Source organism: Thermostichus sp. OS-CIW-29 (genome assembly GCF_054058195.1).
Genome location: NZ_JBSSAB010000020.1, coordinates 12605 through 33382, shown reverse-complemented (window position 1 = coordinate 33382; position 20778 = coordinate 12605). Strand labels below are relative to the sequence as shown.

General features: G+C 58.9%; 20 protein-coding genes. 5 read left to right on the top strand and 15 right to left on the bottom strand.

The window, feature by feature from the left end; genetic code table 11:
- Positions 1 to 29 precede the first annotated feature (29 nt).
- From miaE to sufR, 4 genes are all read right to left on the bottom strand, one after another.
- On the bottom strand, positions 30 to 611 hold the full coding sequence (gene miaE, locus ACVWZJ_RS08480) for a tRNA-(ms[2]io[6]A)-hydroxylase (RefSeq protein ID WP_011433025.1): 582 nt from the start codon (positions 609 to 611) through the stop codon (positions 30 to 32).
- A 30-nt stretch (positions 612 to 641) separates the two neighbouring features.
- Positions 642 to 1088, bottom strand: coding sequence for a dihydroneopterin aldolase (folB, locus tag ACVWZJ_RS08475; RefSeq protein ID WP_457395776.1), 447 nt, complete (start codon positions 1086 to 1088; stop codon positions 642 to 644).
- Between the two features lie 141 nt (positions 1089 to 1229).
- Entirely contained in the window at positions 1230 to 2300 is a 1071-nt protein-coding gene (locus ACVWZJ_RS08470; RefSeq protein ID WP_457395774.1) for a 3-deoxy-7-phosphoheptulonate synthase, read from the bottom strand.
- Between the two features lie 274 nt (positions 2301 to 2574).
- Complete coding sequence (gene sufR, locus ACVWZJ_RS08465) at positions 2575 to 3291, bottom strand: iron-sulfur cluster biosynthesis transcriptional regulator SufR (RefSeq protein ID WP_457395772.1); 717 nt, start codon at positions 3289 to 3291, stop codon at positions 2575 to 2577.
- Between the two features lie 179 nt (positions 3292 to 3470).
- Here sufR and sufB point away from each other — a divergent pair, with 179 nt between their 5' ends.
- The 4 genes from sufB to sufD all read left to right on the top strand — a co-directional run bounded on the left by sufB (position 3471) and on the right by sufD (position 7752).
- Positions 3471 to 4907: a Fe-S cluster assembly protein SufB gene (gene sufB, locus ACVWZJ_RS08460; protein ID WP_414357846.1), complete on the top strand. Its 1437-nt coding sequence runs from the start codon at positions 3471 to 3473 to the stop codon at positions 4905 to 4907.
- Positions 4908 to 5151: 244 nt separating this feature from the next.
- Positions 5152 to 5550: a large-conductance mechanosensitive channel protein MscL gene (gene mscL, locus ACVWZJ_RS08455; RefSeq protein WP_414522537.1), complete on the top strand. Its 399-nt coding sequence runs from the start codon at positions 5152 to 5154 to the stop codon at positions 5548 to 5550.
- Between the two features lie 97 nt (positions 5551 to 5647).
- Positions 5648 to 6463, top strand: coding sequence for a Fe-S cluster assembly ATPase SufC (gene sufC / locus ACVWZJ_RS08450; protein WP_457395769.1), 816 nt, complete (start codon positions 5648 to 5650; stop codon positions 6461 to 6463).
- A complete protein-coding gene (gene sufD / locus ACVWZJ_RS08445) occupies positions 6460 to 7752 on the top strand; it encodes a Fe-S cluster assembly protein SufD (protein WP_457395767.1) in 1293 nt (430 codons plus the stop codon). The genes sufC and sufD overlap by 4 nt, the downstream gene beginning before the upstream one ends.
- 110 nt (positions 7753 to 7862) lie before the next feature.
- Here the strand turns inward: sufD and ACVWZJ_RS08440 are convergent, their stop codons facing one another.
- From ACVWZJ_RS08440 to ACVWZJ_RS08420, 5 genes are all read right to left on the bottom strand, one after another.
- Complete coding sequence (locus ACVWZJ_RS08440) at positions 7863 to 9080, bottom strand: RNA-guided endonuclease InsQ/TnpB family protein (protein ID WP_457395765.1); 1218 nt, start codon at positions 9078 to 9080, stop codon at positions 7863 to 7865.
- A gap of 17 nt (positions 9081 to 9097) precedes the next feature.
- Positions 9098 to 10309, bottom strand: coding sequence for a glycosyltransferase (locus tag ACVWZJ_RS08435; RefSeq protein ID WP_457395763.1), 1212 nt, complete (start codon positions 10307 to 10309; stop codon positions 9098 to 9100).
- A gap of 85 nt (positions 10310 to 10394) precedes the next feature.
- On the bottom strand, positions 10395 to 10808 hold the full coding sequence (locus ACVWZJ_RS08430) for a PH domain-containing protein (protein WP_011432347.1): 414 nt from the start codon (positions 10806 to 10808) through the stop codon (positions 10395 to 10397).
- 75 nt (positions 10809 to 10883) lie between these two features.
- Positions 10884 to 11390, bottom strand: a complete 507-nt coding sequence (locus ACVWZJ_RS08425) for a hypothetical protein (protein WP_011432348.1) — start codon at positions 11388 to 11390, stop codon at positions 10884 to 10886.
- 62 nt (positions 11391 to 11452) lie between these two features.
- Positions 11453 to 12268 carry an ion transporter gene (locus ACVWZJ_RS08420; protein WP_457395760.1) on the bottom strand — a complete coding sequence of 272 codons (816 nt, stop codon included), beginning with the start codon at positions 12266 to 12268 and terminating at the stop codon, positions 11453 to 11455.
- Between the two features lie 148 nt (positions 12269 to 12416).
- On the opposite strand from ACVWZJ_RS08420, the gene ACVWZJ_RS08415 reads away from it, so the two are divergent.
- A complete protein-coding gene (locus tag ACVWZJ_RS08415; RefSeq protein WP_011432350.1) occupies positions 12417 to 13010 on the top strand; it encodes a Maf family protein in 594 nt (197 codons plus the stop codon).
- Here the strand turns inward: ACVWZJ_RS08415 and gatB are convergent.
- The 6 genes from gatB to bchD all read right to left on the bottom strand — a co-directional run bounded on the left by gatB (position 13007) and on the right by bchD (position 20530).
- Entirely contained in the window at positions 13007 to 14479 is a 1473-nt protein-coding gene (gene gatB / locus ACVWZJ_RS08410; RefSeq protein ID WP_011432351.1) for an Asp-tRNA(Asn)/Glu-tRNA(Gln) amidotransferase subunit GatB, read from the bottom strand. The two genes, ACVWZJ_RS08415 and gatB, sit on opposite strands and share 4 nt — an antisense overlap.
- 147 nt (positions 14480 to 14626) lie before the next feature.
- Entirely contained in the window at positions 14627 to 14911 is a 285-nt protein-coding gene (locus ACVWZJ_RS08405; RefSeq protein ID WP_011432352.1) for an acylphosphatase, read from the bottom strand.
- The gene (locus ACVWZJ_RS08400; RefSeq protein WP_457395757.1) at positions 14908 to 15090 is read right to left on the bottom strand and encodes a hypothetical protein; all 183 of its coding nucleotides are present in this window, start codon (positions 15088 to 15090) and stop codon (positions 14908 to 14910) included. Before ACVWZJ_RS08400 ends, ACVWZJ_RS08405 begins: the two co-directional genes overlap by 4 nt.
- Positions 15091 to 16029: 939 nt before the next feature.
- Positions 16030 to 17091 (bottom strand): sensor histidine kinase, encoded by a 1062-nt coding sequence (locus ACVWZJ_RS08395; RefSeq protein WP_011432354.1) that lies wholly within the window; start codon positions 17089 to 17091, stop codon positions 16030 to 16032.
- 566 nt (positions 17092 to 17657) lie between these two features.
- Complete coding sequence (locus ACVWZJ_RS08390) at positions 17658 to 18386, bottom strand: LmeA family phospholipid-binding protein (RefSeq protein ID WP_011432355.1); 729 nt, start codon at positions 18384 to 18386, stop codon at positions 17658 to 17660.
- Positions 18387 to 18511: 125 nt separating this feature from the next.
- A complete protein-coding gene (gene bchD, locus ACVWZJ_RS08385; protein ID WP_011432356.1) occupies positions 18512 to 20530 on the bottom strand; it encodes a magnesium chelatase ATPase subunit D in 2019 nt (672 codons plus the stop codon).
- Between the last annotated feature and the right edge of the window lie 248 nt (positions 20531 to 20778).

The following is a 20778-nucleotide window of genomic DNA, read 5'->3' as shown; positions in this document are numbered from 1 at the left end:
CTGCACCGCGGGGGGAGAACGGAGTGGGGCTAGCTGTGAACACGGGGTTCGGGGTGAAGGGAAGACAAGATCTCGGCCTCCACCTGGAGTAGAGTATCGAGCCGATCCTGCACCTGATCGGCGGGAAACTGCTCCAACGCCAAATCCAAGTAAAGCTGCCAGTGGCGCTCCTCCGCAGCCGCCAGCCAGAGATAAAACTGCCGCAGCTCTGGGTCGGGCGCGTGGATCCCCAACAGGCCCAAGCGTTCGTGGCTGCGGGCCTCGATAATGGCTGCCACCAGCAAGGTGTCGAGCAGATGCTCTGGCTCAGAGCGGCGCAGGTGTTGGTTTAGGCGACCCGCATAGGGCGCAGCCGACAAGGGCTTGATGGGGATCCCCAGCCGTTGCAGGTGGCGATGCACCCGCTCAAAATGCTGCAGCTCCTCCCGCGCCAGCGGCGAGAGGGTTTCCACCAAACGCCCATTAGCCGGGTAGCGAAACAGCAAGCTGAGGGCGTTGCCCGCTGCTTTTTTCTCACAATTGGCGTGGTCTAGCAAGACCAGATCGATGTGCCGGGTAGCCTGTTCGATCCAGTCCTCAGAGGTACGAGAAGCAAGTTCTAGAGCAAGCACAGGGTCGGTAGGAAAGGGTTAAGAGAAGTTCTAGGGACGAACAATCTCCACAGTAACCCGCCCCGTCAGCTCCGGGATCGGGGGATGACACTTGGTCAATCGGATCTTAGCTTTGCTGGCCCCTGTCTCCCGCAGCACCATTTCGGCAATCGCCTCCGCCAAGCTCTCGATCAGCACAAACTGATTGCTTTTCACCAGTTCCGCAATCCCGGCCACTGCAGAACGGTAGTCGAGGCTATCACACAGTTGGCCGCTGAGAGCAGCCGGGCGCAGATCCGCCCACAACTCGAAATCCACCTCAAACCATTGCCCCAAAGCCCGTTCCGCCTCATCAAAACCGGTATAACCGTAGTAGCGCAGGCCGGAGACGATCAGCCGATCCCGCAACTGCTCGGGGGGTCGCCGAGGGATCCGATCGGGATCTGGATAGGGCTGCTGACTGTTGCTGCTGACACTGGTGGGGATCTGTAGCTCCATCACAACCTCCCAGCTCGACCTGGAGACCCCATCCCACAGGGCCTGACGAAACAACGAAACCTTGGCTCGACCTTAGGAGCCGGTTGCCCCCTGTTCCCATTTCCTTTTTGATTCTTTAACAAACTCCGGGATCCCCGTCCCTCAGCGGCTGAGGGCCAACGCTCTTCCCTCTACGGTCGCTGCCATCTCCCACAACAGATCTTCCGTCTCTTCCCAGCCGATGCAGCCATCGGTGATGGAAACCCCGTACTGGAGCGGCGCCCCTTCCTGCCAGGTTTGCTTGCCCGGATAGAGGTTGCTCTCCAGCATCAGCCCCATCAGAGCCCGCTGCCCCGCCTGGTACTGCTGTAGCACCGCCCGACAGACGGATCCCTGGTTGCGGTAATTTTTGTGGGAGTTGTCATGGGAGCAGTCCACCATCACCGAGCGAGGGATCCCTTGATCCTTCATCAGCAGTGCCGCCCGCGCCACATCTTCCGGGCCGTAGTTGGTCTTGCCCCCTCCCCCCCGCAACACGATGTGCCGATCCGGGTTGCCGGTGGTTTTCACCAGAGCCGTCATGCCATCTTGGCCAATGCCCAAGAAACTGTGGGGATGGCTGGCGGAGAGGATGGCATTGAGAGCGATTTCCAGCCGTCCATCGGTGCCGTTTTTGAAGCCCACAGGCATGGAGAGACCGCTGGCCATTTCCCGGTGAGTTTGGCTTTCGATGGTTCTGGCGCCAATGGCCGCCCAGCTCACCAGATCCGCCGTGTATTGAGGGGTCACCGGATCCAGCATCTCGGTAGCACAGGCCAGGCCCAGCTCGTTGATCTGCAGGAGAATGGAACGGGCCAGTTGCAGGCCGGTGGCAATGTCGCAGGAGCCATCCAGGTGGGGATCGTTGATCAGGCCCTTCCAGCCCACCGTGGTGCGGGGTTTCTCAAAATACGTACGCATGACAACCACTAGGTGCTCCCGAGTTTGGTCGGCCACCCGCTTGAGGCGATGGGCATACTCCAGAGCCGCTGCAGGATCGTGGATGGAACAGGGGCCGACGATCACCACCAAGCGATGGAGATCCCGTCCGTGGATGATGTCGCGGATGGCTTGCCGAGTGGAGAGCACCACCTGGGCTGCCGTTTCCGTAAGGGGCAGCTTGGCCTTGACAGCAGCAGGGGCAATCAAGGGAGTCACCTCTTGGATATTGCAATTGTCGGTTTGAGGGGGCATGGAACTGTCCTCAGCGTGCAAGTGGGTAGATGGGGTCTCGAGCCATCAAAAAAGCCCTGGCGCTGGGCTCAGGGCTTCAGGACTGACTCGGGTAAACTGTAGGTCTTTGTTTACGCGCCACCCTTCTGCCCTGGTCGTTGCCAGGGAAAGCTAAAGTAGCCAAAAAAGGAAGCGCGCCAGACCATGCGGAGAACAAACTTAAAACCTGTACGAGATAACTATACCCGAAAAAACCCTGTTTGCCATCTCAGGGATCCGGTTTCCTGGGGAAGTCTTAAGTCGACCGAGCCGCTGGCTTGGCAATCCAGTAGCCGCAGGGGTGTTCTCCCTGCACCTGCCAGGTGATGCGCTCTACTCGGCAATCGGGCAAGGCGGCAGCAAACATCTCCAGTTCGTGGCCGCAGACGCTAGGAAACGTGTGGGCAATCTGGGCAATGGCGCAATTGTGCTCGACCAACACATACTGCTCGACGTAAGGCTCGGATCCCTCTGCTGCCAGCGGCACAGTCAGGTCGGCAGGATAGGGGTAGTACTCCGCCATGTAACCCTCTGCCTGGCGCAACTGCACCAAACGCTCCAGCCGCTCCCGTAGGGATCCAGATCCCAGCTGGGCCTGATATTCCCGGGCTTTGCGCTGCCACTGATGGTGGAGAAGGGATCCCATCTGTTCGGATCCCAGAGTTTCGGCCAGGGTGTTGAGCAGACCAAGGGCAAACTCATCGTAGCTGGCGGGAAATTGCTCTTCTCCCAAGGGGCTGAGCTGATAGAGATGCTGGGGTCGCCCTAGACCATTGGGTTGAGCGATATGTTTGATCAACCCCTCTGCCTCCAGATCCTTGAGGTGGCGGCGGATGGCCTGGGGAGAAATGCGCAGGTGCTCTGCCAGCGTTTGGGCGTTGGCCTGCCCCGCCTTGCGCAGATAGACCAAGATGGCCTGCTTACTCGAAGCGGGTTGAGCGACCTGCCCGGTGATCTTGCGCGCGCTGTCCACCCTCGCCCTCCTGGTTAGACTGGGTTAATCGGCTGCCGCTGCCAGCACAGCTCTCTGCTATTTTGACAACGGGATCATTGCTAAAGTAACCTGAGGATCAGTTAAACAACAACTCTGTTGTTTTATTTGGCCATCTGTCTTAGTCGCGTTTCTACCCTGTCACTACTCGAGAGCCATCCATGTCTACGAGCGTCCGCGCCCTGGTCAACCAGCCCTACAAGTACGGCTTTGTAACCGACATCCCCTCTGAGTCGATTGGCAAAGGCTTGAACGAAGAGGTGATTCGGCAGATCTGGGCCAAGAAAGGGGAGCCGGACTTTATGCTAGAGTTCCGGCTGCGGGCCTACCGCCAGTGGCTGAAGATGAGCGAGCCCACCTGGCCCAACGTCAGCTACCCGCCCATTGACTACCAAAACATTGTCTACTACTCGGCCCCCAAGGTGCAGCCCAAGAAAAAGAGCCTGGACGAAGTGGATCCGGTGCTGTTGGAGACCTTCGAGAAATTGGGGATCCCCTTGTCAGAGCAAAAGCGGCTGGCCAATGTGGCGGTGGATGCCATCTTCGACAGCGTTTCGGTAGCCACCACCTTCCGGGAAAAGCTGGCCAAGGAAGGCGTGATTTTCTGCTCCATGTCAGAGGCACTGCGGGAGTATCCGGAGCTGGTGCGCAAGTACTTGGGCAGTGTGGTTCCCATTGCTGATAACTACTACGCGGCGCTGAACTCGGCAGTGTTCAGTGATGGATCCTTTGTCTATGTGCCCAAAGGGGTGCGCTGTCCCATGGAGCTTTCCACCTATTTCCGCATCAACAACGGCGAATCGGGCCAGTTTGAGCGCACCCTGATCATTGCCGACGAGGGATCCTACGTCAGCTACTTGGAAGGGTGTACTGCCCCCATGTTCGACACCAACCAACTGCATGCGGCGGTGGTGGAGCTGATTGCCCTAGACAATGCCGAGATCAAGTACTCGACGGTACAGAACTGGTATGCCGGCGACGAAAACGGCAAAGGGGGCATTTACAACTTTGTAACCAAGCGCGGCCTGTGTCAGGGGGCAAACTCCAAGATCTCCTGGACGCAAGTGGAGACCGGCTCGGCCATCACCTGGAAGTACCCCAGCTGTGTGCTGGTGGGGGAAAACTCGGTGGGCGAATTTTACTCGGTTGCCCTCACCAACCACTACCAGCAGGCCGATACCGGCACCAAGATGATTCACGTGGGCCGCAACACCCGCAGCAAAATCATTTCCAAGGGCATCTCGGCGGGGCACTCCAAAAACAGCTACCGCGGCCTGGTCAAAATCGGGCCGAAAGCAGAAGGGGCCCGCAATTTTTCCCAGTGCGATTCCATGTTGATCGGGGATCAGTGCAGCGCCAACACCTTCCCCTATATCGAGGTGCAAAACAACACCGCCAAAGTGGAGCACGAAGCTTCCACCTCCAAGATTGGAGAGGAGCAATTGTTCTATTTCCAGTCGCGCGGGATCGGCATGGAAGATGCCGTGTCCATGATCATCAGCGGCTTCTGCCGAGAAGTGTTCAACCAATTGCCGATGGAGTTTGCCGTAGAAGCCGATCGATTGCTGAGCCTGAAGTTAGAGGGATCTGTCGGCTAGGGGATTGCTCCCAATGCGAAGCTGAGCAAGTGGGCGAGGCCGCTGACACGCTGTGGGAGCAGGCGCTGCCATTTTCAGGAGAAGGGTAAGGGGTTAGGTAACTCCCAAGGCAGAGGGCTGTGATCCCCTGAAGCCAGAGGCGGCCCAAGGGCTTGGCGACGTTGCAAACAGCGCATGGATGCAGGGGGGGAGAGGGGATAATCAAGGAGTTTTGAACCGTAAGGCTAGGCAGGAGAAGTTCCCCATGAGGGCATTTCTGGAGGAGTTCAAAAAGTTCATCAGCCGGGGCAATGCCTTAGATTTGGCTGTTGGCGTTGTTATTGGAGGTGCTTTTGGGAAGATTGTGACTTCTTTTGTAGCAGATCTGTTTACTCCAGTTTTAGGCTTGATGATTGGTGGAGTGAGCTTCCAGAACTTGGTCTGGAAAATCGGTGGAAGTCCTGAAGACCCAGTTACGATTAACTACGGCAGCTTTCTGCAAGCTGTGTTTGATTTTGTGATTATCGCTTTTGCTCTCTTCTTACTATTGAGAGCGATCAACACTCTACAGCGAAAGGAGGAAGAATCTCCTTCTATATCGCCCCCATCAGAAGTGGTCTTGCTGGCAGAAATTCGGGACATCCTCAATCGCCGCTCCCAATAGAGCTATAGGGGATCCTTAGGCCCAAAATCCAAACCTGGTTTAGGGATCCCCTAACCTTCCAATCCCTGCCCTTCAGTGGCAACTCTAGAGTCTAGCTATGATTTGCGAAAACAGCCCTGTCATCTTATCCGTTCGAGATCTCAGCGCCGAGATCGACGGCACCCCCATTCTCAAGGGGTTGAGCCTGGAAATTCGCGCCGGAGAAATCCACGCCATCATGGGCCCCAATGGCTCTGGAAAAAGCACTTTTTCCAAGATCTTAGCCGGCCACCCTGACTACAGGGTGACGGGGGGCGAGATCCTCTACCTGGGAAAAAATCTCTTGGAGATGGAGCCAGAAGAGAGGGCTTGGGCAGGGATCTTTTTGGCATTTCAATACCCCATTGAAATCCCAGGGGTGAGCAACTTGGATTTCCTGCGCGCCGCCTACAACGCTCGCCAGAAATATCGGGATCAGCCGGAACTGGATGCTCTGGATTTTGACGACCTGGTACGGGAAAAGTTGGATATTGTCAAAATGGATCCCGCTTTTTTGGAGCGCTCTGTGAACGAGGGCTTTTCCGGCGGTGAGAAAAAGCGCAACGAGATCCTGCAAATGGCGGTGTTGGAGCCCACGCTGGCCATTTTGGACGAGACGGATTCCGGCCTGGATATCGACGCGCTGCGCATTGTGGCCCACGGCATCAACCGACTGGCCGGCCCTGAGAATGCCATGCTCTTGATCACCCACTACCAACGCTTGCTGGACTATGTTACCCCCGACTACGTGCACGTGATGGAGGGGGGTCGTATCGTCATCAGTGGGGACAAGACCTTGGCGCTGGAGCTGGAGGAACGGGGCTACGACTGGATCAAAACTCAGTTGGGCCAAGAATCAGCAGCCGCAACATCCCGGCGGGAGGAAGAGGGATGAGCGCCACCTTGCCCAAACCTTTTGCCCCAGAGAGCCGCCTATTCCTGGAGCACATCCTCGGCCAAATCCCGGAAAGGCAGGATCCCTACACCACCCTTAGGCAGCAGGCCCGCGCCCAACTGGCCGAACTGGGGATCCCGACCCCACGGGAAGAAGATTGGAAATACAGCGATCTCTCGCCGCTGCTGGCCCACGAGTTTCGCCTGGCTGTCGCGGCGGATCCGGCTCTGGATGCGGCAACCCTAGAGCCCTGGCTTTGGCCGGAAGCCAGCTATAGCCGCGCCGTGTTCGTCAACGGCTACTTTGCCCCCCAGCTTTCTGATTTGAGCGGCCTGCCCACCGCTTTGCAGGTGATCCCTTTAGCCCAAGCCCCAGGGGAGTTGCTGCAAACCCTGGCCAAGACGGATGTGTTTACGGCCCTCAACACCGCTCATCTGGGAGATGGGATCCAGATTGGCCTACAGCCCGGCCAGGAAGTTCCGTCACCGCTGCACCTGCTGTTCATAACGGTGGCTCCTGAGGGAGAGGCCGTTTTGGCCCAGCCCCGCTGCCTGCTGTCTTTGCAAGCCCACAGCTCCCTCACGCTGATCGAAGATCATGTATCCCTGGGATCCGGGATCCCCTTTGGCAACGCGGTTACGGAGATCGCCCTGGCAGAGGGATCTCGTTTGCACCATGTGATTTTGCAAAGGCAGGGGTCTCAGGCTTTTCACATCAACCAGACCGCCGTGCGCCAAAGCTGCGACAGCCACTACCGCCTCCAGGCGATTCAGTGGGGATCCCAGTTTTCTCGCCACAACCTGGAGATCACCCAAGCCGGAGCCCAGGCCCACACCCAACTGCAGGGGCTAACGCTGCTGAAGGGATCCCAGCACAGCGACACCCACTCCCGCCTGGTGCATCAGGCCCCCCACGGCAGCAGCCGCCAATTGCACAAGTGCATTGTGGACGAGACGGCCCATGCGGTCTTCAGCGGACGGATTCTGGTGAGCCGAGAGGCCCAACTGACGGACGCCGCCCAGACCAACCGCAACCTGCTCCTAGGCCCCAAAGCGCGGGTCAACACCCAGCCGCAACTGGAGATCTTTGCCGACAACGTCAAGTGTGCCCACGGGGCCACCGTCAGCCAACTGGAGGCAGAAGAGATCTTCTATCTGCAAAGCCGGGGTATTCCCCAAGCTGAGGCCAGGCAACTCCTCACCTGCGCTTTTGCGGCAGAAGTTCTGGAAGGGATCCCGTTGGCTCAACTTCCCGCCCTGGTGGCCCGCCAGTTGGCTGGGATCCCGTGAATCCAATCAATTCCAATAACAATAATAAGTTGTTGCTCCCCCATGACCCTCAAGAGTGGCCAGGCTGGGGCGTAATGGATAGGCAGCAGTAAACTACCCGACTCCGACCGCTAAGCGGTACGGAGCGGGCTTTCAGTAGCCCTGAGCCTGCTCTGCTCTGCCAGAGAACAAAACAAGCCCGGACCTCTAGGCTGGTTTACGACAGCCCCCAAAAGCGCAATCACATTCGCACCATTCAAATCCGCATCTCCTTCCCATCCACAGTGCCTACACTTAAACTTCTTTCCACTGCGGTAGGATTGCGCAGGGTCGGGATGGATGTGCAAACACCGGTGGCAGGTCTGCGACGTGTAGGCAGGCGGTACCAGAATCAAGGCAACCCCTGCACGCAGAGCCTTGTACTCCAGAAAATGACGGAGTTGATAAAACGCCCAACCGTTGGCCCTGCGCCGTTCGGCTTTGCTGCGTGGCTGTTGATTGACCCTTTCTCGGATCCCTGTCAGGTCTTCCAGGGCGATAGCGCTGTTGGTAGCTTTTGCCCTGGAGACAATAACTTTGGAGATGCGATGATTGACCCACGTTTTTGCTACGCAACGCTGACGCGACTGAAAGCGTCTCTCCTTGCCAGACAGCCGTTGCAACAGTTCTCTGCATCTGCGCCGCGAACTGCGTGTGCCCTTACTGGCTTTGCGTTGGAGTGCCGCCCTCAGCTTGGAGTAGTGGTCGCGGACTCGGTTCAACTGCTGCCCATTCCAATTGTCCCCCTCTGACGTATGGGCGATATCCGTCCTGCCCAAGTCCACCCCGATCACCCTGTCGGTATCTTGTTGCTTGGGCGGGTTTTTCTCTACGCAAATCTGGATGTAGTAGGAGCCGTCCTTCCGCTGGACTAGGGTGGCAGATTTGGGGTTGGAACCAGCCAGCATCCCACGCTGGTAGTTGCCAATGGCTAGTTCAAAGCGCTCTCGCCCCTCCACCGTGGTCAGCGACACCGTCCAGTCTTTCTCGCGAAATGAGAAGATACGTGCATCGTAGGTAACGAACCTACGCTTGAACTCTTTAACCGGACGGTTGCGCTGTCTCGCCACTTTGCGAGCGCCTGCCACCCGTCTGCACACCTGTTGAGCCAAGTTACTGGACAAGCCGAACCGAGCTCGAATCTCGTAGTAGCAAAGGGATTGCAACTTGACCGCGTTGACGATCTTCTCCGGCGTGTTCTGGTTGACCCAGTTCAATGCCTGCACAAAGACATCCATCGTCGCGTCCAATTTGGCGGCTTGTGACGGGAACGCCTTGAGCTTACAGGATATGGTCAGGACTTGGCTCATAGGTCCATTGTACTTCATCAAAGCGCATTCCTCCCGGCACTGACCCTACGGGTACAGTGCGGGGCTCCTGCGATTTCTAGCTGAGCGCTCCATTCTCGGGGATCCAACCGTTCTCCAGCTTGAAAACGAGGCCAAGCCCAGCGCAACAGGGCTCCCAGCTGGGCATGAAACCGCTCTGGGGCAAATTGCAGAGCATGGGCCCGAATCCGCTGCGGATCCCATTCCTGTCGATCCGCCTGCCGCAGCCCTTCCACCAGCACTTCCACACTGGCCTCGGGAATGAGGATGCCGGTTTGGCCGTGGATGACCGTCTCTTGGGCACCTCCCCGGTTGAGGGCAACCACGGGGCGGCCGCAGGCCTGGGCCTCCACTGCCACTAGGCCAAAATCCTCCTCCCAGGGGAACAGCAGCAGCCGGCAATTGGCTAGCAGTTCCCGGAAACGATCGGGGGGCTGATGGGGCAAAAACTCCACCTGCGGCCCCGCCAGTCGCTTGAGCCGAGCCAGCTCCGGCCCTTCGCCCACAACCAGCAGCCGACGACCCAGCCGTTCACAGGCGGCAATCGCCAGATCCACCCGTTTGTAGGGCACCAGTCGGCCTGCCACCAGGTCATAATCGGCGCTGGGATCCGCCACCGGCTCCAACCCCTGCAGCGGAACGGGCGGATAAATGACCACAGCCTCGCGGCGATAGAGCTTGGCAATGCGGCGGCGAATGTGCTGGGAGTTGGCGATCAACAGATCTGGACGTTGAGCTGCCAGAAAATCCCATTGGCGCAAGCGGTGCAGCAGCCATTGGCCAATTGCGCCAACAGGCCCGCTTCTCCCCAGCCCTTCTCGCTGCAGATACAGCTCCCGGTTCTCCCAGAGGTAACGGGTGGGGCTGTGGATGTAGCTCAGGTGCAGGGTAGAGGCTCCCGTCAGGATCCCTTTGGCAAAGGCGTGGCTGCTGGAGATCACACAGTCATAGCCGGAGAGGTCGAAGCTCTCATAGGCCAACGGCATCCAGGGCAGCAGATACTTGAGGCGGGCATGGTAATCAGGGCGCAGCACCCCCAGCCACTTGGCCCAGCCTTGCAAAAAGGAGGTGTGAATCGACAGCTCCTGCCACCTCGGCGGCAGGGTGTGAGCCGAGAAGAGACTAACGTAAAGGGGGGCCTGGGGGGCAAAGGCCACCAGCTCCTGCAGAACCTTTTCCGATCCCCCCGGCCAGATCAGGTACTCGTGCACCAGGGCCAGGCGCTCAGGCCAAGCGAATGCTGGCCCGGGAGAGGGGGAAAGGCTACAGGAAGGGATCCCCAAGGCTCAGGCACGGTCAGGACTTGGCAGAGCGGCGCTTTTTGCCAATTGGGCCGCTCACCTGCTTGGCTTTCTCGTCGATCCGCTCATTGATGTAGTTGTAGATCTCGCGGAAGCGAGGCAGGGCCCGCATCTCCAGGCGACTGCCGTCCTTGAGGGTGAGCACCATGTCTCCCCACACGCCCAAGCCACGGGGCACCATAACCACCTTGGCAATCTCGCCGTAGATTACATCTGAGCGCTCCTTGCCGCCCCATCCCCCAATCACGGTGATGCGACGATTGGTAATCCGATAGTGTACCCACAGCTTACGCACCAGTGCCCCCACAAACAGAGGCAAGCCGACAAGTGTAGCCCCAATGAAGGAGTTCAACACCAAATCGCCACTGTGGGGGCCGCCCTCAAAAAAAACCTCCTCTTGCACCGCCATGCAGAGCACCGTCCGGTTGTTTAGAGTGTTGCCGTTAACGATCTTAAACGATTTCTCAGCTTTCCCCAACTGGGGCTAACGGCAGGTTCGGGATTGGGTCAGCCTTCGGACGGCTTGTAGGGAACGGCAGGTGGCCAAGACCAGGTAAACAAACAACACCATCACCACCACCGCCACCGCTGCGGCTCCGGCATTACCCAGCCAGCCCCACCCTTCCAGCCCCGTCAGGGCCACCAAAGCCCAAGAAGCCGGGTGCAGCATTCCCCCCAACAGGAGAATTTGCGAGAGCATTTGCCCAGCCGTAAAGCGGGATCCCAGCACCACCAGGGCTAGTCCGCCGCCGATGTTGATCAACCCCATGTTGCCCAAAAAGGCGTAGCAAATGTGCCAGGCGTACTTTTGTTTGGGCACCTCCTGCCAGAGGAGGGGCTCGGCAGGGATCCCCGAAGCCTCCTGGGGGGCGAGCGGCAACGGCTGAACTTGGCTGAGGATCCAGCCGAGGACAATGGCGGCAACCAGCATCGCCACGCCCGCCTTCACGTTCAGCTTGCCGGGGATGGTTAGCTCGGGGTGGGCCAACATCGCAGATCCTCCTGCAACCCGTCCTAGCCTATCCTGTCTTTGCCCCAAATTGGCCAACAGCCTCAATCCCTTGGATAGAGCAGTGTGCCGCAGCGCTTGCAGAATTGGGCATCCCCATCGTGCTGGGAGAGGCCACAGCCTGGGCAGGCCCACTGTACCGAGTTGCCGCTTTTTACCAGTTGCTTGATCAACTCCCCCACTTGCCAAGGGATCAGGGCTATGCCCGTCAAGATCATCAACACTGTCAGCAGCCGGCCCAGCTCAGAAGTGGGGGTGAGATCCCCAAACCCCACCGTGGTCATGGTAACGACGGAAAAGTAGAAAGCATCCAAAAAGGTGGCAAAAGCGCCAGGATTCACTGGATGTTCTACCTGGTAGATCAGCCCAGAGTAGACGAAAACAATGGCAAAGAGGGTGAAGAAAATGCGCAGCAAAATGCGGCTATCGGCGGAGATCACTTGCCCAAACAGGGTTTTGCCCTCTACCAGGCGCAGCAGCCGCAAAATGCGAAACCAACGGAAGATGCGAATGAAGCGAATATCGGTTAGCCCGGCAAAAAAAGGCAAAATGGCCAGCAAATCGATGAGTGAATAGAGGCTGAAGACGTAGCGCAGCTTTTGCGGGGCCGCTGCCAGTCGGAGCAGATATTCCACCACAAACAAGCCGAGAATGAGGCGATCCACCCGCTCCAGCCCAAGACGCACCTCAGGGGGAACGGGATAGGTTTCCACCACAAAGAAGGTGGACGAACAGAAAACCAGCGCCGCCACCAGCAAGTTCACCCAGCGGCTTTCCGGAGTGTCTTGATCCCCCCAATAGCGCTGAAGGATCCCGGAACGGGCAAGATCGAGATCAGCTTGGGTGGGGAGAGTGGTCACAAACGGGATCCAGCTGGGAAGATATCGAGAGAGTTTCCTTTCAACGCCCATCAGGCGCATACTAACTAAGCTAATGGAAACTAGCTCACAGAGCGAACTTCCCCTAAGCAAACGTCCAGGCTTTGGGTGTTAATTAGGTGTTGAGTCGATGTTGCCTCCTATCGTACTGGCCTCGCAATCCCCTGCCCGCCGCCAATTGTTAAAGGCTGCCGGGATCCCTTTTCGCGTTCAGCCCAGCTATTTTGACGAAAGCCAAATCAAAAGCTCAGATCCCGTGGAGCTGGTGCAGAAGCTGGCCTCGGCGAAAGCCGAAGTGGTGGCGGCCCAGCAACGGGAGCCCGTCTTGGTCGTGGGGGCCGACTCCGTGCTCTACCTAGATGGCGAGATCCTGGGCAAGCCGCCCAATGCCCTAGAGGCGGAACGGCGCCTGCGGCAAATGCGGGGCGAAGTGGGAGAGCTCTACACAGGCCATGCCTTGATTGACACGAAGCAGAACCGCCGCCTCACCCACTATGCGGTGACGCGGGTGTTTTTTGCCAAGCCCAGCGACGAGGAAATCCGCGCCTACGTGGCCACCGGTGAGCCGCTCAATTGTGCTGGCTGTTTTGCCATCGATGGTCGTGGCAGCCTGTTTGTGGAGCGGATCGAGGGGTGCCCCGGCAATGTTATCGGGCTGAGCTTGCCCCTGCTGCGGCGCATGATGCAGGAGTTGGGCTATTCCCTCACCGATGCTTGGAGCTAGCCGTCGAGGTGTTGCTTGAGCAGGTCGTTGGCCAGCTTTGGATCTGCCCGTCCCTGAGTTTTTTTCATCAATTGCCCGACAAAGTAGCCGAAGAGCTTGGTTTTGCCCCCCCGATACTGCTGCAGTTGCTCGGGGTTTTCTGCCAGCACCTCGGCGATCATCTGCCCCAGCAGAGCGCTATCCGAGATTTGGGTCATGCCCTTAGCTTCCACCAGGGCGCGGGCCGATCCCCCTTTTTCCAGCAGTTCCGGCAGGATCTCCTTGGCGATTTTGCTGGAGATGGTGCCCTGCTCGATGAGGCCAATCAGCTCGGCCAGGGTTTCCGGCTTCAGGGCAATGTCGGGATAGTCCAGCTTGTGGGTGTTGAGGTAGCTGGCGATGTCGCTCATCATCCAGTTGGCGGCTGCCTTCGGATCGGCCCCGGCGGCGATCACGGCTTCAAAGTATTCGGCGGTGTTGCGTTCATCGCTGAGGTAGCGGGCATCGTACACCGAGAGACCGTACACCTCCTGGTAACGTCGCCGCTTCACACCGGGCAATTCCGGCAGCTCTGCCTGCCAGCGGGTTTTCTGCGCTTCGGTAACGCGAATGGGCGGCAGATCGGGCTCGGGGAAATAGCGATAGTCGCTGGATCCCTCTTTCTTGCGCATGCTGATGGTGCGCTGGCTGTTTTCTTCCCAAAGGCGGGTCTCTTGCACGATCCGCTCGCCTGCCTCCACAGCCTTGACTTGGCGGTTGAACTCGTACTCGATGGCCCGTTGGATGGCGTTGAAGGAGTTCATGTTTTTAATTTCCACCTTCGTGCCAAAGGTCTGGGATCCCAGCGGACGCACCGAGATGTTCACATCACAGCGCAGGGATCCCTCCTGCAGGTTGCCATCGCACAGCCCGGCATAGCGCAGGATGCGGCGCAGCTCTTGCACGTACTCTGCCGCTTCTTCCCCGCTGCGGATGTCCGGCTCGCTGACGATCTCGATGAGGGGAACCCCCGCCCGGTTGAAATCCACCAAAGAGTAGCTGGATCCCGATAGGCGGTCGCTGCCAGCGTGGACCAGCTTGCCCGCATCTTCTTCCATGTGCAGACGGGTGATGCCGATGCGCTTGGTACGACCGTCGCTGAGCTGGATCTCAATCCAGCCGTGGGTAGCAATCGGCAGGTCGTATTGGGAGATTTGGTAGTTTTTGGGCAAGTCGGGGTAAAAGTACTGCTTGCGGTCGAACTTGCTGTAGGGGGCAATGGTGCAATTCAAGGCCAAACCCGCTTTGACCGCGTACTCCAGCACCTTTTCGTTGAGCACCGGCAGGGTGCCGGGCAGGCCCATGCAGATGGGGTCAATCTGGGTGTTGGGGGGAGCGCCAAAGGCTGTCGCGCTGCTGGAGAAGATCTTGGAGCGGGTGCTGAGCTGGCAGTGAACTTCCAACCCGATCACAGCTTCATATTGCACTTTGGCAGGGGCAGCAACAGTCATGGGATGGGAAAAACTGGCGGTGTAACCATTCTAGTGCGACCTTGGGGATCCCAGCTCACAGACAGTTTCTGGGGACGGCAGCCCAGAACCCAGGACGAGGCCGGAGCAGCCCAGCTTGAAGCAGATCCTCAGAACAGCGAAACTTCCTCAAACGGTAGGGCGAATCTCAAAAGTGGGTAGACCTTCCGGCGGCTCGGAACGTTGCTCAATGGCCTCCACAACCGAACCGGGGCTGCCCTGTTGGCACCAGCGCAGCATCGCCTCCACTGCGGCAGGGGATCCTTCAAAAACAGCCTCTACACGACCATCCCGCAAATTGCGCACCCACCCTTGAACACCCGCATGGAGAGCCATCGCTTCGGTGTGGGCGCGAAACCCCACGCCCTGAACCCGCCCCCGTATCCAGACGTGAACGCGAACCCTGTCACTCATGCCGACGGGGATCCCTCCGTTGTGCTGCAGGGTTCTGGCGACTCGGCCGGCTCCTCCGGAGTCTCTGAGGTCTGCCGATCCAGCCACCCCACAAGAACGTTGACCAGGGCAACCAAGCCTAGGAGCCCCAGCGAGATCCCACAGGCATACCCAATCGCTTGCCACAGCACGGAAGACATGAACCCAACCTCACGAACGCTTGTGCAGAGGATCCCACCCTTCATGCACCGTGACATCCTCCCGGCGCTCGTCCTACGGACAGAGCGCGGGCCACCCTTCCCGTCAGCAGGACGGAGTCCTTACCTCGCGGCTGGGCATTCCTGCCCCACGCCACTTGTCTGGGTCTACAACCCCCGACAAAACGACTGGACAGGTGGTTCCCCTTCCCCAGCCTCCCTGGCTACTGCCAGCTTGCAAAACAAGTCTAATCCACAGGGAACGGTGCATCGGCAGGCAGGATGGACTCCTGCACCCAGGAACCCCTGTCCACCGGACAAGAGCAAGAGGCATCTGGATCAATCCGGTACTTGTAGGTTACCGCCAGCATAAGTAGGTTTTACTACAGATTTCGCTCAACAGATTTCGCTCAGAGGTATGGCGGGGATCCCTGTATCCCGGTGCTTACCCTGCGGGTAGAGTGCAGGACTGATTGCCCCTGCACCCCCGTTAGTTACCGCTAGCTACACCGCCGGGAAGCCCCGCCCTCTATTAGTTAGTGGCTAGTGAATAGTGAATAGTCACTATCCACTAACCACTATCCACTATTCACTATCCAGGGTGAGGGTCGGGATGAAAGGCGGGGACATGATGTTTTGTCCTTACTGGTGCCATAAAAAGTAGCGGGGTTTTATACACTGCCGCTATAGACATCAAGTACAGGGGCGGGGCATCCCGTCCTTTTCGCGTTAGCGGGACGTAGTCCTTAAGCCCAGGAAATGTCCTTTTCGCGCTAGCGGCGCGGAGCGCTAACCGGAGTCACTGTTCGCGTCAGCGGGACGGAGTCCTTGAAGCCCGCACTCTCTCGCTTTAGCGGCGCGGAGCGCTTTGCATCAACATGAGTGCGGGAGTATGTCACTTAAAATGACTACACCAGTCTTGTTCAGCACCAATCTATTGGGTTAGCGCAACACCAGGGCTAGAGCAGTCCCTTGGGATCCCGTCTCGACCAACCGCAAGTCCCCCCCGTGGGCCTGCAGGATGCGCCTGGCGATATATAGCCCCAGACCTCCTGAGCCGGTTGGGTAGTGGTGGCCGGCAATGTGAATGGGCTGGGTCACGTAGGGTTGGGCCAACTCTTCTAGGGGAGCCGGCAAGCCGGGGCCATCATCCTGCACCTGGATCTGGTGGGGGCTGACGATTAACACCACCGCATGGCGTGCGTAGCGCAAGGCGTTGTCCACCAGATTCACCAGCGCCCGCTCCAGCTCTGCCTCATCGGCGTTGCCCCACCCTTCTCCTTCGACTCGCAGATCGATCCCCCGCTCCTGGGCCAGGGATCCCATGCGCTCGGCCACCTTTCTGGCCAGGGATCCCAGATCACAAGGCCGAGGATGCAACTCGATCTCTCCCCGCTCCAGGCGGTGAGCCTCCACCATTTTCTGCACCAGAGAGAGATTGTGTTGATTTTCCTGCAGGATGCGATCCAGCAGAGCGCGACGTTGCTCCGGCTCGAGCTGTTGATCCTGTTTAAAGGCGCTCAGCAGGTGCCCAAAGGCGATGAGGGGGGTTTTGAGGTCGTGAACGAGGGTAGCGGTAAAGGCTTCTCGCCGCATTTGATCGATCTGGATCTGGCGCAGCAACTGGGCAAAAGCCTGCCGCAAGATCAGGGCTTCCTGGGGATCCCCGGGGCGGAGCAGCAGATTCCAACGGGCGGGCTGGTTAATCAAGGTTTCCAAATGAGCCAACTCGCGGGCCAGCAGGGTGAGGGGGCGCAAAATCATGGAGGACAGAGCATAGCCCACCACCGCCGACAGCACCGCCAGCAACGGGATCCACAGCAGCAGCAGGAGGATCCCTTCAGTGCTGAACTGCGTGTCGGGCCAGATCCACTGCACCGACAGGATGAAAACCAAGTTGGGGACGAACGAAAGGCTGGCAATGACCAATGCCACCTGGGTGCGCAAGCTGTGGGGAAAGCGGCGGCGCCAAAACTCAAGTACGCGGAGTGGTTGCTGTTTCAAACTCGGTGCGCTCGCTTTGACAAGACCTGCTTAAATAATGAACCAATGGTACGGAAGAATGAACATCCCCTCACGGTCAAGGCTGAAGAGTTCTTTCCTAGGTCTTAGAATGACCGTTATGTCTTGAGCCACTTCATCCCCATGAATAAAGAAGGATGCCGTAACCCCAGCTTTTAGGATACCCAGCTACCCCATTCTTTAGAGAAGCCGCGCCGTATTCCGGTTGGCAAAGCTGTGGACATCACGGCAAAGGCAGCTTGATCCCCGGGCATGACCAACGTCGAGCAATTATGGCCATCTTATAGCCATTTCAAACTAGATTGAGACACTCCCCAAGCGCTCTGCGCCGCTTCCGCGACCACCCCAAGCCCCTCTCTTTTTGGGAGAGGGGAGTTAGAGAGCAATGAACGAAAATGTTTTATTCCTATTCAAGATGACTATAATGCGGAGCACTTAAGCTCCTAGGACATGAAAAAACCCCTGGGCGTCTGTCCGTGTTTCGACCCCAGAGGCTTCTTCTCTTCACTCCTCACCACTATTGAGCGTAGCCGCCCTTCCAAAGGCTGTCAAGCACTTTCCCATTGGGGTTGGCGTGTGGGAAATTGCGCTAGGGTGGCACTGCCGTACAGGATCATCTGCTGGGGCTGCAAGTTCACCCGGTCTACCCGCAGCTCAGTGCCTCGCAAGGCGAGCCGATCCAAATCCAGAAGCTCATTCAGGCAGCGTACCAAAGCTTGGCTCAAGGCTAGCTCCTCTTCTGTACCGCTTTCAAACACTGGATCTGTAAAGCGGATGCGACGCCGCTCCAGCACCTCAACCTGGGCGGAAAAACCGACGCAGAAAGCCCTGGCTTCTCCCTGCTGTACATTTGCCTGGAATTGCAGTCGTCGCGCCGGGGTGATGCTGATATGGACGTGATGGAAGGATAGGGGGCTATCATCCTGCTTTCCTAAGGCCAGCCTATTCAGCACAAAAGGTGTGTTAAACGATTGCGCCAGATCGTCTTCGCTCAGCACCACGCGCATTGTGGCCTGTACTGGCTGGCGCAGCTTGATCTTCCCCTGCCAAATTTGGCTGAAATCGATGGCCACCGCGTTGCAAAACAGCTCTAGGGCCGAAAGCCTCAGGCCGTTGTACATCTGCAGATGCTGGCCCAACAGTTCAAAGCTGTCGATACGACCCTGCAACAATTTGGCAACAGGCTCCACTCGCACGCGCGCCTCCAGCCGCTCTGCATGCTTAAAGAGGGCACGAATGGCTGCGCCTACCCCTCGGCTAACCCAATCGACAGCCATGGGATTCTGCAGGGAAAGTTGGGGCAGGAGTCCTGTAGCCATGGGAAAAGGTAAAGAGCGCCTACAGGGATCATAACCAACCATTAAGAAAAGTTACAACCTTTGCCAACGGAGAGGCTGTTCTCTCAGGGGTAGGTGCGTCCCTCCTGCATAGCCGAGCGGGCCACGGCTGCGATCCCCTGGTCGGTGGCACGGGGCAGATGAAAGTACCGTCCGCCCGCCAATTCCGCCAGCTCGGCGCTGAAGCCGGTGGTTACAAAGCGGCTTTGGGAGTCGATCAAGAGCAGCTTCAACCCCAGGGCGCGGATGCGCAGGGCGATCTCCCGCAGCTCTTGCTTGAGGTCGATGGGAGCCGCTCCCAACTGGCTTTTGCTGTCGCTCCGTCCCAAGGAGCGGCTGAGGGGAATGTTGGCCCGGCCATCGGTGAGAGCCACCAGCATCACCTGGCCCACGTCGCCGGCAGCACGGGCATTGACTCCCATCCGCACGGCTTGGGTGAGGGCATGGGCAAGAGGGGATCCCCCGCCGCAGGGCAGAGATTCCAAACGGCGGCGGGCCAGCTCAATGGAGCGGGTGGGGGGGAGCAACACTTCGGCAGTTTCCCCACGAAAGGCGATGAGGGCCACCTTGTCACGGTTTTGGTAAGCCTCGGTGAGCAGGCGCAGGGCGGCACCTTTGGCCGCTTGCATGCGGTTGAGGGCCATGGAGCCGGAGGCGTCCACCACAAAGATCACCAGGGCTCCGGCCTTGCGAACCAGCTTTTTGGCGCGGATATCGCTCGGCTCCACAATCACGCTACGTCCCGGTTGCCGCTGGCGGCGGCTTTTCTGATAGGGGGCAGCAGCTCGCAAGGTGGCATCGACGGCAACGCGGGGGTTGGATCCCTGGGGCAGGATGGGCTTGACGTAGCGGCCTCGGTCGGCGCTGAACACCAGGCTGCGGGATCCCGTTTTTCCCTGCTGGTTGAGGGACTGGGCGAAGGCCAGCAGGCGCGGGTCGAGGGCAATGCGCTCCGGCTCGAAGAAAAACTCTTCCGGCAGACTCAGGTTTTCCGGCTGGGGATCCGTTTCCTCTCTATCTTCCCCATCCTTGTCGGGATCCGGCGGCGGGGGATCCGACTGTTGGGATGGTGGCGGGGGGGGAGGGGGGGGCTGGTCGGGGTCGTATTGGGCGCGGGGCAGCAGCACCAGTTGCACAGCCTGCTGCAGATCCTCGGCCAACAGGCGATCCCGTCCTTCCAGAGCTGCCAGGGCACAGGCGGCTCGCAGGGCAAATTGTTCTCCCCGGTGCCCTTGGACGTTGCCGCGGATGGCCTCCTGCACCAGGTAGAGGAGCTGTTCCCGCTGCGGCTTGACCTGGGGCAGCCACTCCCGCGCCAGGAGGATGCGGGTGCGGATTTCCTCCAGTTCCGCCTGGTGCTCGGCCAGGAAGGGCTCGGGAGCATCGACAAATTGCGTTGCCCGTTGGACAATTTCCCCTCGCTCTTCTAGGCTCAGCTCCTGCCCCACCGGCACCACCAGTGCCAGGCGATCCAGCAGGTGGGGGCGCAGGGATCCCTCTTCGGGGTTGTAGGTGGCCACCAAGAGAGGCCGGCAGGGGTGTTGCAGACTCAGCCCCTCTCGTTCCAGGCGGTTGACCCCATCCCCCACCACCGTCAGCAACAAGTTGACGATGGCGTCGTCCAAGAGGTTGATGTCATCCATATAGAGCACGCCCCGGTGGGCAGCAGCCAAGAGCCCTGGCTGGAAGACCGTTTCCCCCTGCCTGATGGAGGCCTCCACATCGACGGATCCCAGCAGCCGATCTTCGGTGACGCCCAGGGGAACCTGGACAAAGGGGGGCGATATCACTTGGGTGGGCGGCACCTCTCCGGCTGGGTAGCGAGCCTTGGCCCAGTCGGACCAGGTATCCGGCTGCGCTGGATCGTCGTTGCAATAGGATCCCGCAATCACCTCGATGGGCGGTAGCAAGGCGTGGATCCCTCTGGCCAAAACCGACTTGGCGGTGCCGCGAGGCCCCACCAGCACCACACCCCTTAGGCTGGGATCCACTGCTGCCAGCAGCAGAGCCAGCTTGGCCGCCTGTTGCCCCACTACAGCGGTGAGGGGAAAGGTACAAGGAGCGGATAGAGTTGCGGATCCCATGGTTGGCGGGTAGGCTTGGCGAGCAACGGTTCAATCGAGCAGATTCGCAGCGGAGCGGGAGCTGTACACCCCAGTCTATCGCTTGAGTGCTCCGCACCGCCTTTGCAACTGAGATTTTCTGGGGAGGTTCCAAACCGGCTCCAGACAGTTCCCCAAGCCCTCTCCCAAGGGGAAGGGGTAGGTCGGAATCAAGGCCACCAATGGCCTACGGCGACTGGGAATACCCCTGGTGAGCCGCCGCTGTTTGG

Bases quoted from the DNA above. Each gene is read 5' to 3' on its own strand.
- ACVWZJ_RS08405 (WP_011432352.1), bottom strand. From the start codon at position 14,911: ATGAGTGACAGGGTTCGCGTTCACGTCTGGATACGGGGGCGGGTTCAG.
- ACVWZJ_RS08415 (WP_011432350.1), top strand. From the start codon at position 12,417: ATGTTGCCTCCTATCGTACTGGCCTCGCAATCCCCTGCCCGCCGCCAA.
- bchD (WP_011432356.1), bottom strand. From the start codon at position 20,530: ATGGGATCCGCAACTCTATCCGCTCCTTGTACCTTTCCCCTCACCGCT.
- sufB (WP_414357846.1), top strand. From the start codon at position 3,471: ATGTCTACGAGCGTCCGCGCCCTGGTCAACCAGCCCTACAAGTACGGC.
- ACVWZJ_RS08470 (WP_457395774.1), bottom strand. From the start codon at position 2,300: ATGCCCCCTCAAACCGACAATTGCAATATCCAAGAGGTGACTCCCTTG.
- gatB (WP_011432351.1), bottom strand. From the start codon at position 14,479: ATGACTGTTGCTGCCCCTGCCAAAGTGCAATATGAAGCTGTGATCGGG.
- folB (WP_457395776.1), bottom strand. From the start codon at position 1,088: ATGGAGCTACAGATCCCCACCAGTGTCAGCAGCAACAGTCAGCAGCCC.
- sufC (WP_457395769.1), top strand. From the start codon at position 5,648: ATGATTTGCGAAAACAGCCCTGTCATCTTATCCGTTCGAGATCTCAGC.
- ACVWZJ_RS08430 (WP_011432347.1), bottom strand. From the start codon at position 10,808: ATGGCGGTGCAAGAGGAGGTTTTTTTTGAGGGCGGCCCCCACAGTGGC.
- ACVWZJ_RS08400 (WP_457395757.1), bottom strand. From the start codon at position 15,090: ATGTCTTCCGTGCTGTGGCAAGCGATTGGGTATGCCTGTGGGATCTCG.
- mscL (WP_414522537.1), top strand. From the start codon at position 5,152: ATGAGGGCATTTCTGGAGGAGTTCAAAAAGTTCATCAGCCGGGGCAAT.
- sufD (WP_457395767.1), top strand. From the start codon at position 6,460: ATGAGCGCCACCTTGCCCAAACCTTTTGCCCCAGAGAGCCGCCTATTC.
- ACVWZJ_RS08425 (WP_011432348.1), bottom strand. From the start codon at position 11,390: ATGTTGGCCCACCCCGAGCTAACCATCCCCGGCAAGCTGAACGTGAAG.
- ACVWZJ_RS08390 (WP_011432355.1), bottom strand. From the start codon at position 18,386: ATGGCTGTCGATTGGGTTAGCCGAGGGGTAGGCGCAGCCATTCGTGCC.
- ACVWZJ_RS08440 (WP_457395765.1), bottom strand. From the start codon at position 9,080: ATGAGCCAAGTCCTGACCATATCCTGTAAGCTCAAGGCGTTCCCGTCA.